Source organism: Pseudomonas sp. NFPP04 (genome assembly GCF_900113815.1).
Taxonomy (GTDB): Bacteria; Pseudomonadota; Gammaproteobacteria; order Pseudomonadales; family Pseudomonadaceae; genus Aquipseudomonas; species Aquipseudomonas extremorientalis.
Genome location: NZ_FOQS01000003.1, coordinates 16,052 through 30,244, shown reverse-complemented (window position 1 = coordinate 30,244; position 14,193 = coordinate 16,052). Strand labels below are relative to the sequence as shown.

Below are 14,193 nucleotides of genomic sequence, written 5' to 3'. Positions count from 1 at the left end.
CTAATATCCAATCAACCAGCACCACACCGGCCCGTGACTAGACCACGGGCAGGTTAACAGTGCCTTAAATACCTGCCTCGACAAACGGCACGGTCAGGGCCAGGGCCGCGTCCAGGGCACCGGCGTCTACACCACCGCCTTGCGCCATGTCCGGACGACCACCACCCTTCCCGCCCACTGCCGCGGCGGCTTGCTTCATCAAATCACCGGCTTTGAGTTGGCCAGTCAGGTCCTTGGTCACACCCGCAACCAGAACGACCTTTTCCTCATGGACACCGCCGAGCAGGATCACTGCGCGGCCGAGCTTGTTCTTCAACTGATCGACCAAGGCCAACAGCGCCTTACCGTCCTGGCCGTCCAGGCGTGCAGCCAGGACTTTCACATCCTTGACGTCCACCGCCGAAGCCGACAGGTCGTCGCCAGCCGCACTGGCCGCCTTGGCCTGCAACTGCTCCAGCTGTTTCTCCAGGGCGCGGTTGCGCTCCAGCACAGCGGACAGCTTGTCGATCAGGTTGTCGCGGCTGCCCTTGACCAGGCTGGCCGCTTCCTTGAGTTGTTCTTCCGCCGCATTCAGGTAGGCCAGGGCCGCAGCGCCGGTCACCGCTTCGATACGACGCACGCCGGAGGCTACGCCGCCTTCGCTGATGATTTTCAGCAGGGCGATGTCACCGGTCCGGTTGGCGTGGATACCGCCACACAGTTCCACCGAGAAGTCGCCGCCCATGCTCAGTACGCGCACGCTGTCGCCGTACTTCTCGCCGAACAGCGCCATGGCGCCCTTGGCCTTGGCGGTCTCGATATCGGTTTCTTCGGTTTCTACCGCCGTGTTCTTGCGAATCTCGGCGTTGACGATGTCTTCCAGGGCCTTGATCTGCTCAGGCTTGATCGCTTCAAAGTGGCTGAAGTCGAAACGCAGGCGCTGGCTGTCCACCAACGACCCCTTCTGCTGCACGTGCTCGCCCAGAACCTGACGCAGCGCGGCGTGCAACAAGTGCGTGGCCGAGTGGTTCAGCGATGTGGCGTGGCGCACGTCGGCGTCCACCTGGGTTTCGACCGACGAACCGACAGTCAGGCTGCCCGACGCCAACACACCGTGGTGCAGGAACGCACCGCCGGTCTTGGTGGTATCACGCACATCAAAACGACCCGAAGTCGCCTTGAGGAAACCGCAGTCGCCAATCTGGCCACCGGATTCGGCGTAGAACGGGGTCTGGTCCAGAACCACAACACCGTCATCGCCTTCATTCAGTACATCAACCGACTGGCCGTCCTTATAAAGGGCAACCACTTTGGCCGAACCGCTGGTGGCCTTGTAGCCGGTGAATTCAGTGGCTATGTCAACCTTGACCAGGCTGTTGTAGTCCATGCCGAACGAACTGGCCGACCGTGCGCGCACGCGCTGGGCTTCCATCTCACGCTCGAAACCTTCCTCGTCGAGGGTCAGGTTGCGCTCACGGGCGATGTCGCCGGTCAGGTCCATCGGGAAACCGTAGGTATCGTAGAGCTTGAACACCACGTCGCCCGGCACCACGGAGCCTTGCAGGTTGGCGAGGTCTTGCTCGAGGATCTTCAGGCCCTGCTCCAGGGTCTTGGCGAACTGCTCTTCTTCAGCCTTGAGCACGCGCTCGATATGCGCCTGGTTCTGCTTGAGTTCCGGGAAGGCTTCGCCCATCTCGGCGACCAGCGCCGCGACGATCTGATAGAAGAAACTGCCGTTGGCGCCCAGCTTGTTACCGTGACGGCAGGCACGACGGATGATGCGACGCAGCACGTAGCCACGGCCTTCGTTGGACGGCAGCACGCCGTCGGCAATCAGGAAGCCACAGGAACGGATGTGGTCAGCCACTACCTTGAGCGAGGCCTGGTCTTCATTGGTGCAACCAATGGCCTTGGCCGCAGCGGCCAGCAGGCTCTGGAACAGGTCGATCTCGTAGTTGGAGTGCACGTGCTGCATCACCGCACTGATCCGCTCCAGGCCCATGCCGGTATCCACCGACGGCGCTGGCAACGGATGCAACACGCCATCGGCGGTGCGGTTGAACTGCATGAACACGTTGTTCCAGATCTCGATGTAACGGTCGCCGTCTTCTTCCGGCGAGCCCGGTGGGCCGCCCCAGATGTCAGCGCCGTGGTCATAGAAGATCTCGGTGCAAGGGCCGCACGGGCCGGTATCGCCCATGGTCCAGAAGTTGTCGGACGCGTACGGCGCGCCTTTGTTGTCGCCGATGCGCACCATGCGCTCAGCCGGCACGCCGACTTCCTTGGTCCAGATGTCATACGCTTCGTCATCGCTGGCGTAGACGGTGACCCAGAGTTTTTCCTTCGGCAGCTTCAGCACGCCCGTCAGGAAGGTCCAGGCGAAGTTGATCGCGTCTTGCTTGAAATAATCGCCAAAGCTGAAGTTGCCGAGCATTTCGAAAAAGGTGTGGTGACGAGCGGTGTAGCCGACGTTTTCCAGGTCGTTGTGCTTGCCACCGGCGCGTACGCATTTCTGGCTGCTGACGGCGCGGGTGTAGGCGCGCTTTTCCTGGCCCAGGAAGCAGTCCTTGAACTGGTTCATCCCCGCGTTAGTGAACAGCAGGGTAGGGTCATTGCCTGGGATCAAGGAGCTGGAGGAGACACGGGTGTGACCTTGCTCTTCGAAGAAGCGAAGGAAGGCTTCACGGATTTCTGCGCTTTTCATTAGGTTCTTCCACGGAGGCTGCGGCCAAAGGCCAGTGCGCAACATCATCAGACGGAGCGACGGCAAAGGGCCGCATTATATCGGCCCTTTGCCGGTGGTACAGCGTGTTTATGCGATAGAGAGGCTCAATTAGACGGTCTGCACAGTCATTTGCGCGAAAATTCGACGAATGTCGCGAGCACTTGCTCGACCTGCGCCCGGCTCACATCCAAATGAGTGACCATGCGCAAGCGTGGTGCGGCGCTCAGCTTGATCCCGCGTTCGGCGGCAAACGCCTTCAAGGCCTGGGCCTGGTCGCCGATCTGCACATAGACCATGTTGGTCTGCACCGGCTCCACCTCGTAACCCGCCTTGCGCAACTCATCCCCAAGCCATTGCGCATTGGCATGGTCGTCGGCCAGGCGCTGCACCTGATGATCCAGAGCGTACAGCCCCGCTGCTGCCAGGGATCCGGCCTGACGCATGCCGCCGCCGACCATCTTGCGCAAACGCCGGGCCTTGGCGATCAGCGCCGTTGAACCGCACAGCACCGAGCCGATCGGCGCGCCGAGGCCCTTGGACAGGCACACCGACACAGAATCGAAATGCCGGGCAATCTCCCGTGCGTCCACCCCCAGCTTCACCGCTGCGTTGTAGAGCCGTGCGCCATCCAAATGCAGGGCCAGGCCATGCTCCCGGGTAAACGCGCGGGCTCTGGCCAGGTACTCCAGCGGCAACACCTTGCCCTGCATGGTGTTTTCCAGCGCCAACAGACGGGTACGGGCAAAGTGGAAGTCGTCAGGCTTGATCGCCGCCAGCACCTGGTCCAGGTCCAGCGAGCCGTCCGCCTGGACTTCCAGCGGCTGCGGCTGGATCGAACCGAGCACGGCTGCCCCGCCACCTTCGTATTTGTAGGTGTGGGCCTGTTGGCCGACGATGTATTCCTCGCCGCGCTCACAGTGGGCCATCAACGCCAGCAAATTGCTCATGGTGCCGGTGGGCACGAACAACGCGGCGGCGAAGCCCAGGCGCTTGGCGAGTTCGGCCTCCAGCCGGTTGACGCTGGGGTCTTCGCCATACACGTCGTCACCGCTGGCGGCAGTGGCCATCGCGTCGAGCATGCCGGGGGTGGGTTGGGTCACGGTGTCGCTGCGCAGGTCGATCACAGACATGAAACAAGCCTCTCGAGGGTTCAGTAAGGTCCTTTTGTGAGTGATTACTGCGGGCAACGCCACGCAATATCAAGCCCCAACTGCATTCAATCGAATACCAACCAAACAAACCGATATAGCTTATCGATATCGCGGTCGTGCAGTTTTCGAAAAACCGTGTTAAAAACTCTCCGCCGCCAGGGTTCTGGTGGCAACGTTCTCAGGGCGGGGTGCAATTCCCCACCGGCGGTAATTACACGCAATGTGTATAGCCCGCGAGCGCTTGGCGCCTCGAACTGCTCACGCAGGACGGCGACAAGGTCAGCAGACCCGGTGTGATCCCGGGGCCGACGGTCATAGTCCGGATGAAGAGAGAACGGGATTGGCACCTGAGGGCCGCGCACGATGTGTGCTTGCGTACCCTTAAATCCCATTCGATTCATAACGCCCTGTTTTTTTCTTAAACAGGAGTCAGAACATGCAACCCACCGCAATCGACAGCAAAGCCAAGCACCATCACGGCGAACGTATCGCGTTTATCCAGGCTTGCTGGCACAAGGAAATTGTCGACCAGAGCCGTAAAGGCTTCCTCGCCGAGATCATCGCCCAGGGCTACCAGGAATCGGATATCGACTTCTTCGAAGTCGGCGGCGCCTTTGAAATGCCGCTGCACGCCAAGCTGCTGGCCAAGACCGGCCGTTACGCCGGTATCGTCGCCGCCGCGCTGGTGGTGGACGGTGGCATCTACCGCCACGAATTCGTCGCCCAATCGGTGGTCAGCGGCCTGATGCAGGTGCAGCTGGAAACCGAAGTGCCGGTGTTCTCGGTGTCCCTGACCCCGCATCACTTCCACGCCGGCAGCGAACACCAGACCTTCTTCTACGAGCACTTCGTGCACAAGGGCCAGGAAGCTGCACGTACGTGCGCCGACACGCTGAAGAAAGTCCGCGCGATCCGTCGCAGTGAAGAGCCGCAGAAACTGGCGGTCTGACGTTGTTCCAAACGCCCCGTTCTTTAGTGCGGGGCGTTTTGATCTAGATAAGTACCGCCCCGCGCCAGGGCACATGCGGTCTAGTGAGGCATCCCCTTACTAAAGAGCATTACCGCATGACCACGCATCCGTTCCATACCTTTGATACTGCTGGCTACGTCCAAATCAATGGCAGTACCCAGCCAAGCACGCCACATGAGTTAACCCATGACGGTGACGGCATCGAAATTTTCCGGCAATCGAACCATGCAACCCTGCGTGACCAACTCGTGTTCGTCATATCCGGACCGAGCAAAGTCGACGTATTCGTCGACGAGCACGACGCCGACGCCCAGGTAACGCAGACCCTGATCGTCAGAATCAACGATGAACAGGGCTTTATCGTCAAGCCCGCTTCAAACACTCAGGTAATGACGTTCCTTACCAGCGAGGGAAACGACGAGATAGGTCTCGGCCCACATATTGTGAACCCATGCGTCGTCCATGCCGGCGGCGGCCATGACGAGATCGACAGCTCTGCCCATCACGCGTCTATCTTCGGCGGTGAAGGGGATGATCATATTACCGTCATCGAAGGCAAGTGCTACGCCGACGGTGAAGAAGGCGACGACCATCTTTACTCAATGAACGACACCCCTGTCACCTTCCATGGCGGACCCGGCAACGACACGCTCGAAGGCAGCCGGCATACCGCTCTCTCGTTTATTGATGGCGGCGAGGGGGATGACGTGCTGATTGGCGGTGGCGGACCGAATGTACTGGTTGGCGGCCCGGGTGATGACCGGATCGAGGCAGGTGACGGCCACAACGTGATCTACACCGGTGATGGCTATAACCAAGTGGAAAAACTCAAACCCACCGACATCACTTACCACAATGTCAAAAGTGACCTGACGGTTGACCACACGAAGATAAGCTACGAAGAGCTGGATAAATTTCCACAGGGAGAGCTGGCATCCCGCGCTATCCATGTTGAACCGCGGCCGCTCAACCCGGCAGCCTTCACCTTCTCAGGCAGCACCGAGTTTATTGAGCGCACCAAAGATGACATGCGGCTGCTGCTCGCCTCCCCCACTGGGCAAAGGTTACTGAATCAATTGGAAAATGCGGCATTGGCCAGCGGTAAACCCATCGAAATCAGTGAGCTACTTTCATACACAGACGCGCACTTCATTCCAGGAGACGCCGCCGGTGCAGCCGGCGCGTACATCAACAACGGCCAGACCGGCACACCGTGCTACGGAGGCAGCATCAGCTACAGCCATCTGGATGTGACAGGGGACACGCCAAGCGTCGTCACCCTGTTCCATGAACTGTGCCACGCCTATAACTACATGACCGGCACCTTGCTGCCGGGCACCAGCGCACAATTCATACCCGGCAGTCTGCTGCCCCCTACCCAAGTGCCGAACACCGAGCTGCAAGCAGTTGGTCTACCGACAACTGCAGCGCCGTTCGACTTCGACGGCGACCCAGGCACACCGCCCACCAGCACCAACCCGCAGGCCTTCAGCGAGAACGGCCTGCGCATCGAGCTGGGCCTGCCGCCACGCACCCGCTATTAAGCGAGGCCTTCCTCGCCACAGGGCACAATCAGAATCCCCGCCCGAAGACCATTCTTCACCTTCGGGTTGGGGAAGATAATGCGCGCGCCCTCCTCCTCGATCACCCAGCGGGTCTTGGCCACGTCTTCGGCCAGCAGGTAGCCCTGGGCCAACGGCGAGAAGTTTTCCACGTCTGCCGGCAGGTGCAGCAGGAAGGCGTCGCTGTGCTTGATGACTTCACGGGAGACGGCAAACAATTGCAGGCCGTCGAGGCTGTCAGTCGTCGGCTCGGTGCCTTCGATGATTTGCTTGAGGCGTGTTTCCAGGCGGGACACGTCCACGCCCTGGTTTTGCCCGAACGGCCGCGCCTTGCCCAATTCCAGGGTGAACGCCTCGGCATCGAGTTGTTCGTAGGTAAACGCGGTGAACGTGATTGAGGTCTTGTTCTGCAGCAGCACTGCTTGCATGCCGGCAGCGTTCAGGCGCGCCAGCTCATGGCGTGAATGCTGGCGACCTTCTTTCCACGGGTACAGGGCAAACTGCTCGATCTTCGAACCACGAATGGCCGTGTGCAGGTCGTAATGCAGGCGTGAGCGGCCCGGCAGGCTGAAAAAGCTGCGGGCCAGTTGCTCCAGCTCGGCGGCGCGCATGGCCTCCGGGCCGATGTTTTTTTCATGCCGGCCGTTGAACAGCCGGTTGACGTCCAGCTCGAGGTAACGCTCGCCGCGGCGCATGGCCTCGGGGTTGCCGAACAGGAACAGAATACGGGTACGGGGCTTGATCTCCCCACGGGCAATACCATGCAACAGGCGGTCGAGCAGTTCGATCGGCGCGGTTTCGTTGCCATGGATGCCGGACGACAGCAGCAGGTCGCTGCCGTTGTCCTTCGCTTCAGGCGGGCGCACTTCGAGTGCGCCCTCGCTGAGCCAGCGCATCTGCACGCCGTCGACAGTCAGTTGAATTTTTTGCGCCGGTTCACGACCGGCGAGGGTCAGTTCAAGCAGTTTGCCAAGGGCGAGCATACGCAGCTTCCTTAGTGGTTGCAGCCTGGGCCATGGACGTGATCGTCGTCATCACCTTCAACATCGGCCGGTTCCATTTCAAGTTGCAGGCTCATCAGGTTGGTGGCCAATGGGCGCATCAGCAGGTTGGCGTATTCGGCGTCGCCCTCTTCCACGTCCACGCCGATCAGCAGTTGGCCACGGCCGTCGTGCTGGATCCAGATTTCCTTGCCCTGCCAGACCACGGCGACGCGGGTGCAGGAAGTTTCCAGCTGGGTGCCGTCGGTGTCTTCAAGAATCAGTTTCAGGGTGTCGGTGGTCATAATAGATAGTTCTCAGCCGTACGGCGTTAATTGATCTGGAAAGGATAAACCGCGCCCAGTTTAAGGATTTGCGTCAGTTCATCCAGTGCCGTCCGGCACTCAAGCAGCAATTGTGGATCAGCCAGGTCGCTTTCGCGCAGGCTGTCACGGTAGTGCTTGCCGACCCACTGGGTCAGGGTGTCGTACAACGGCGCGGTCATGATAACGCCTGGATTCACCGCCGCCAGCTCCGTTTCGTTCAAGGCCACGCGCAACCGCAGGCACGCCGGGCCACCGCCGTTCTGCATGCTTTGCTTGAGGTCGAACACCTTCACTTCGCGGATCAGGCCGCCGGCAGCGGTCAGGTTTTGCAGGTACTGCCAGACGCGTTCGTTGGCGCGGCATTCTTCCGGCACGATCAGCAGCATCGAACCATCGGCGCGGCTCAGCAGCTGGCTGTTGAACAGGTAGGAACGCACCGCGTCCTCGACACTGACCTGGGCGCGGGGCACGCACACCGACTGGAAGTTGCCGCCCAGCCTGGCCAGTTTGCCTTGCAGCTCGCCGAGCATCTGTTCGGTATGGAGGAACGCGTCCTCGTGATAGAACAGCACTTCGCCGTTACCCACCGCGATCACGTCGTTGTGGAACACGCCGGCATCGATCACCGCCGGGTTCTGCTGGGCGTAGACCACGCCGTCATCCTTCAAACCGTGCAAGCGCGCGACGGCCTGGGAGGCTTCGAGGGTCTGGCGCGCCGGGTACTTCTGCGGCGCCGGGTAGCGGGGGTCGAACGCGCTGCGACCAAACACGAAAAACTCGACGCCCGCCTCTGCGTACTCACGGCAGAAACGCGTGTGGTTAGCCGCACCTTCATCGCCAAACTGCGCCACGGCGGGCAACGCGGCGTGGTGGGCGAAGTGCTTCTGATCGGCAAACATCGCCCCCAGCACACGACTGGTGGTCGGGTGTTCGATGCTGCGGTGGTACTTGCAATTGAGGTTGGCGGCAGTGAAATGCACACGACCATCCGCCGTATCGGCACTCGGGCTGACGGTGGCGGCGTTGGCCACCCACATGCTCGACGCGGAGCAACTCGCGACCAGCAACGGCATCGCGTCTTTGGCCGCCTGTTGGATCACTTGCGCGTCGGTGCCGCTGAAACCCAGGTTGCGCAAGGCGGCCACGTCAGGACGTTCCTGGGGCGCCAACACACCTTGTACAAAGCCCATGTCCATCAGGGCTTTCATTTTCTGCAGGCCCTGCAACGCAGCTTCCTTCGGGTTGGAATGCTGCTGGCTGTTGCTCTGGGACGCGACGTTGCCGAAGGACAAACCGCCGTAGTTATGGGTCGGCCCCACTAGACCGTCAAAATTGACTTCATAGGATTTCATCGGCGAGGCTCCACGAACATCTGTTTTTATAAGCAATCTTCAGTACTACAGAAATCCAATGTGGGAGGGGGCAAGCCCCTCCCACATTCAGTTCAGTGTGATGCCGGGGGTCAGCGTGGCAGGCACCACCAGGCTCGGGGTCTCAAGCGAGGCCACCGGGTACGCACAATAATCCGCAGCGTAGTAGGCACTGGCACGGTGGTTACCCGACGCCCCTACCCCACCAAACGGTGCCGTACTGGCGGCGCCGGTCAGCTGTTTGTTCCAATTGACGATACCGGCGCGGCTTTCCAGCCAGAACTGCTGGTAACGCGCTTCGGAATCCGACAACAAGCCCGCGGCCAGGCCGTACTGGGTGTTGTTGGCCTCGGCAATCGCCGCTTCGAAGTCAGCGTAGCGGATCACCTGCAACAAGGGGCCGAACAGCTCCTCGTCTTCGCGCTCGGTCACACCGGTCACGTCGATGATGCCCGGCGTGAGCAACGCGGCCTGGTCCTGTGGCTGGGTCATCTCCAGCAGCGCTACGGCGCCATTGGCCAACATCAATTCCTGGGCGTCCATCAAGGCTTTGGCGGCACCAAGGGAAATCACCGAGCCCATGAACGGCGCCGGTTGCTGGTCGAACGCACCGACTTCGATCGTCGCGCTGACCGCCACCAGACGCGCCAGCAACGCATCGCCCCAGGCGCCTTCCGGCACCAACAGGCGACGGGCACAGGTGCAACGCTGGCCAGCCGAGATAAAGGCTGACTGGATGATGGTGTAGACCGCCGCATCCACGTCGGCCACCTCGTCGACCACCAACGGGTTATTGCCGCCCATTTCCAAGGCGAGGATCTTGTCCGGGCGGCCGGAGAACTGCTGGTGCAGATGATTGCCGGTGCGGCTGGAGCCGGTGAAGAACAACCCGTCGATGCCGGGGTTGGCCGCCAGGGCGATGCCGGTTTCCCGCGCGCCTTGCAGCAGGTTCAGTACGCCCGCCGGCAGGCCGGCTTCAATCCAGCACTGCACAGTCAGCTCAGCGACTTTAGGGGTCAGTTCGCTCGGTTTAAACAGCACGGTGTTACCCGCCAGCAAGGCCGGGACGATATGCCCGTTCGGCAGGTGACCAGGGAAGTTGTAAGGGCCGAACACAGCCACCACACCATGGGGTTTGTGACGCAATACGGCGGTGGCATCGCCCAGCGGGCCGCTCTTCTCGCCGGTCCGCTCGCGGTAGCTTTGTACCGAGATGGCGATCTTGTTGGCCATGCTGGTGACTTCGGTGGCCGACTCCCACAGTGGCTTGCCGGTTTCCTCGCCGATGCAGCGGGCGATTTCGTCGGCGCGGCGTTTCAGGGTAGCGGCGAAGGTTTCCAGCACGTGGATGCGCTCTTCCAGCGGGCGCCTGGCCCAGGCCGGGAATGCCTGGCGCGCGGCCTGCACGGCGGATTCGACCTGCTCGGCGGTGGCGCCATTGCCGGCCCACAGCACCTGCTGGGTCACCGGGTTGCGCGACTCAAACAGCTCACCCTGGCCAGCCAGCCAGCTACCTGCGATATACAGCGAATTCATTATTTCGACTCCCGAGCAGCGGACAACGGTACGGCACGCACTTGATCACCCACCACCAAGCGCAGACGCTTGGCGGTCTGTGGGTCGACCACCAGGGTTCCGGCTGCCAGGCGGGCCGGGGCAGCGGTGATGCGGCAATCTTCGCGTTTGCGGTTATGGATCAGGAACGGCGTGGCGTCGTCACCTGGGGTGCCGATCGCCAAGACCAGTGTTTCGCTGTCGCGAACGGCACGGATCTTCTGGGTCTCACACTCCACCGCAGGTCCCGCATCAAAGATGTCGACGTAGCCCTGGTAGCTGAAGCCTTCGCTCTTGAGCATGCTCAGCGCCGGTTCGGTGTCCGGGTGGACCTTGCCTATCACGTTGCGCGCATCTTCGGAGAGGAAGCAGCTGTACAGCGGAAACTTCGGCATCAGCTCAGCGATGAATGCCTTGTTGCCCACGCCGGTCAGGTAGTCGGCCTGGCTGAACTCCATCTTGAAGAAGTGGCGGCCCAGGCTTTCCCAGAATGGCGAACGCCCGGCGTCGTTGGACACCCCGCGCATCTCGGCGATGATCTTGTTGCCGAACAATTGCGGGAATTCCGCGATGAACAGCAGGCGCGCCTTGGCCAACATGCGACCGTTGAGGCCGCTGCGGTAATCGGCGTGCAGGAACAACGAGCACAGTTCGGAATTGCCGGTGAGGTCGTTGGCCAGGAACAGCGTCGGAATTTCGCGGTAGATGTTCAGCTCCTGGGAAGCGCTGACGGTCAGCCCGACCCGGAAGTTGTACCAGGGCTCACGCAGGCCGACGGCACCGGCAATGGCGGAAATGCCCACCACACGGCCTTCGTCGTTTTCCAGCACGAACAGGTAGTCGGCATCGCCGCGCCCGGCGTCGCCGCGAAAGGTTTTTTCCGCCCAGCCCACGCGGTGGGTCAGGCGCTCTTCGTTGGCCGGCAAGGTGGTGAGGCCGGTGCCGGTGCTGCGCGCCAGATCAATCAGGGCCGGTAAATCGCTGCTGCGTACGGGACGAACGATCATGCTATCTCCTCGAACGGGCCGCTGTTGTCAGCCACCCGCGAAACTCTCTTTTTAAACCGCAACCAGGCGCACGCTCGCGCCTTCGCCAACACCCAGGGCCTCGGCCGCTGCCAAGTCCAACGTCACCGGTTTACCCGGCGCGTAGTCCAGCTCCAGCATCACCGCACGGTAGTCCTGCAATTGCGCGTTGCTCACCAGGTACTGGCGGCCGACGCCCTTGACCATCTCGCCGATCTTCACCGGCACCACGCGGCTCTGGGCGATCGAGCGAATGCCCGAGACCCGTGCGTGCAGCGTCGGGCCGCCGTCGAAGATGTCGATGTAGTGGTCGGTCTCGAAGCCTTCGCGCATCAGGATGTCGAAGGTGATCTGCGCACGCGGGTGCACCTGGCCCATGGCTTCCTGGGCTTCGTCCGGCAGCAGCGGCACGTAGATCGGGTAATGCGGCATCAGCTCGGCGAGGAAGGTGCGGCTTTTCAGCCCGCACAGACGCTCGGCGGCGGCGTAGTTGAGGTCGAAGAAGTTGCGGCCGATGGCGTCCCAGAACGGCGAGTCACCGTTCTCGTCGCTGTAGCCGACGATCTCGGTCACCACCGAGTCGGCAAAGCGCTCGGGGTGGCTGGCGACGAACAGCAGGCGGCCACGGGAATTGAGTTCCGACCACGGCGAACCGACCAGCTCGGGCACCACGTAGAAACTGGTGAGCAGGCTGTTACCGGTGAGGTCGTGGCACTGGGAAAGCACGTGGATCTTGTTGTGGATCTTCAGCTCGCGGGAGGCGTGCACGAAGGTCTCGTTACGGAAGCTGTAGAACGGCTCGGAGTAACCGGCCGACGCGACTATGGCCGAGCAACCGGCGAGCTTGCCGGTCTCGGTGTCTTCGAGCACGAAGAAATAGCTTTCTTCACCGTTGAAGCTCACCTCGGCGGCGAAGGACGCTTCGCTCGCGGCGATCTTGTCGCTCAGGCGTTCCACATCGTCCGGCAAGGAGGTGACACCAATCGGGCTGTCCGCAGCCAGACGCTGTACCTCGCCCAGATCAGCCATTTGCGCGGGGCGCATCACCAGCATGGTGTCACTCCTTAACTCGAAAAACTCATAGGAAAAAATACCGGACAGTTGCTGATTCAACGCAGGTCAAATGTGGGAGGGGGCTCGCCCCCGATAGCAGTCTGTCAGTTGATAAATCAGGTGGCTGACCCATCGCTATCGGGGGCAAGCCCCCTCCCACATGACACGGTCCGGCAAATAAGTGTGTATCAGGCTTGCGTCAGCGTTTTCACTGCACGTTCAAAACGGTCCAGGCCTTCGTTGATGTCCGCCTCTTCCACCACCAGGCTCGGCGCAAAACGCACCACATCCGGGCCGGCTTGCAGGATCATCAGGTTCTCTTTCTCGGCCGCGTTGAACACGTCCTTGGCCTTGCCTTTGAACGCATCGCTCAACACGCAACCGAGCAACAGGCCCATGCCGCGCACTTCGGTGAAGATCCCGTATTGCTTGCCGATCTGCTCCAGGCGCGCCTTGAACAGGTCGTGCTTGGCGTTCACGCCAGCCAGCACTTCGGGGGTGTTGATCACGTCGATCACCGCCTCGGCCACCGCGCACGCCAGCGGGTTGCCGCCGTAGGTGGTGCCGTGGGTGCCGACTACCAGGTGCTTGGCCAGGTCTTCACGGGTGAGCATGGCTGCAATCGGGAAACCGCCGCCCAGGCTCTTGGCGCTGGTGAGGATGTCCGGCGTCACGCCGTAGTGCTGGTAGGCAAACAGGTGGCCGCTGCGACCCATGCCGGTCTGTACTTCGTCGAACACCAGCAAGGCGTTATTCGCGTCGCACAGCTCGCGGGCGCCTTGCAGGTAGGCCAGTTCGGCCGGCAGTACGCCGCCTTCGCCCTGGATCGGCTCCAGCACCACCGCGCAGGTCTTGTCCGACACGGCGGCTTTCAGCGCAGCCAGGTCGTTATAAGGAACGTGGGTGATGCCGGTGATTTTAGGCCCGAAGCCATCGGAGTACTTGGACTGGCCACCGACGTTGACGGTGAACAGGGTGCGGCCGTGGAAGCTGTTCAGCGCGGCGATGATCTCGTACTTCTCGGTGCCGAAACGGTCGAACGCGACGCGACGGGCCAGCTTGAACGCGGCCTCGTTGGCTTCGGCGCCGGAGTTGCAGAAGAACACGCGCTCGGCAAAGGTGGCGTCGATCAGCTTGTGCGCCAGGCGCAGCGCCGGCTCATTGGTGAACACATTGGATACGTGCCACAGCTTGTTGGCCTGTTCGGTCAGCGCGCCAACCAGCGCCGGATGGGCATGGCCCAATACGTTGACCGCGATGCCGCCGGCAAAGTCGATCAGCTCACGACCGGCCTGGTCCCACACGCGGGAACCTGCGCCACGCACGGGGATGAAGGCGGCAGGTGCGTAGTTGGGAACCATGACCTGGTCGAAATCGGCACGTTGCACCGGGGCTTGCTCAACGGACATCGGAGTCTCCTGAAGAGGAACGCCTGCCTGAAACTGGCGGGCGATGCAGGGATTGTAAGGACAGTTTTCAGTAGGGCCTTGTCGCCAAG

Annotated in this window: 11 protein-coding genes and 1 riboswitch; of the genes, 2 read left to right on the top strand and 9 right to left on the bottom strand. The window is 61.6% G+C overall.

The window, feature by feature from the left end; genetic code table 11:
• Window positions 1-64 precede the first annotated feature (64 nt).
• Entirely contained in the window at window positions 65-2,683 is a 2,619-nt protein-coding gene (alaS, locus tag BM017_RS07450; RefSeq protein ID WP_092242467.1) for an alanine--tRNA ligase, read from the bottom strand.
• 146 nt (window positions 2,684-2,829) lie between these two features.
• Window positions 2,830-3,834, bottom strand: a complete 1,005-nt coding sequence (gene ltaE / locus BM017_RS07445) for a low-specificity L-threonine aldolase (RefSeq protein ID WP_092242464.1) — start codon at window positions 3,832-3,834, stop codon at window positions 2,830-2,832.
• A 191-nt stretch (window positions 3,835-4,025) separates the two neighbouring features.
• Window positions 4,026-4,195, top strand: a riboswitch (FMN riboswitch).
• A 96-nt stretch (window positions 4,196-4,291) separates the two neighbouring features.
• Between ltaE and BM017_RS07440 the strand changes: the two genes are divergently transcribed.
• Both BM017_RS07440 and BM017_RS07435 read left to right on the top strand, forming a co-directional pair.
• Complete coding sequence (locus BM017_RS07440) at window positions 4,292-4,804, top strand: 6,7-dimethyl-8-ribityllumazine synthase (RefSeq protein ID WP_092242461.1); 513 nt, start codon at window positions 4,292-4,294, stop codon at window positions 4,802-4,804.
• Window positions 4,805-4,920: 116 nt separating this feature from the next.
• Complete coding sequence (locus BM017_RS07435; protein ID WP_092242458.1) at window positions 4,921-6,369, top strand: M91 family zinc metallopeptidase; 1,449 nt, start codon at window positions 4,921-4,923, stop codon at window positions 6,367-6,369.
• Here the strand turns inward: BM017_RS07435 and astE are convergent.
• The 7 genes from astE to BM017_RS07400 all read right to left on the bottom strand — a co-directional run bounded on the left by astE (window position 6,366) and on the right by BM017_RS07400 (window position 14,104).
• Complete coding sequence (gene astE / locus BM017_RS07430; RefSeq protein WP_092242455.1) at window positions 6,366-7,370, bottom strand: succinylglutamate desuccinylase; 1,005 nt, start codon at window positions 7,368-7,370, stop codon at window positions 6,366-6,368. The two genes, BM017_RS07435 and astE, sit on opposite strands and share 4 nt — an antisense overlap.
• Window positions 7,371-7,381: 11 nt before the next feature.
• The gene (locus BM017_RS07425) at window positions 7,382-7,672 is read right to left on the bottom strand and encodes a hypothetical protein (RefSeq protein WP_003214319.1); all 291 of its coding nucleotides are present in this window, start codon (window positions 7,670-7,672) and stop codon (window positions 7,382-7,384) included.
• Between the two features lie 26 nt (window positions 7,673-7,698).
• A complete protein-coding gene (gene astB / locus BM017_RS07420; RefSeq protein ID WP_092242452.1) occupies window positions 7,699-9,045 on the bottom strand; it encodes an N-succinylarginine dihydrolase in 1,347 nt (448 codons plus the stop codon).
• Window positions 9,046-9,132: 87 nt separating this feature from the next.
• Window positions 9,133-10,602 carry a succinylglutamate-semialdehyde dehydrogenase gene (gene astD / locus BM017_RS07415; protein ID WP_170856057.1) on the bottom strand — a complete coding sequence of 490 codons (1,470 nt, stop codon included), beginning with the start codon at window positions 10,600-10,602 and terminating at the stop codon, window positions 9,133-9,135.
• On the bottom strand, window positions 10,599-11,624 hold the full coding sequence (gene astA, locus BM017_RS07410) for an arginine N-succinyltransferase (protein WP_092242443.1): 1,026 nt from the start codon (window positions 11,622-11,624) through the stop codon (window positions 10,599-10,601). Before astA ends, astD begins: the two co-directional genes overlap by 4 nt.
• 51 nt (window positions 11,625-11,675) lie before the next feature.
• Window positions 11,676-12,695 (bottom strand): arginine/ornithine succinyltransferase subunit alpha, encoded by a 1,020-nt coding sequence (gene aruF, locus BM017_RS07405; RefSeq protein WP_003175655.1) that lies wholly within the window; start codon window positions 12,693-12,695, stop codon window positions 11,676-11,678.
• A gap of 188 nt (window positions 12,696-12,883) precedes the next feature.
• Window positions 12,884-14,104, bottom strand: a complete 1,221-nt coding sequence (locus BM017_RS07400) for an aspartate aminotransferase family protein (RefSeq protein WP_092242440.1) — start codon at window positions 14,102-14,104, stop codon at window positions 12,884-12,886.
• Window positions 14,105-14,193 lie beyond the last annotated feature (89 nt).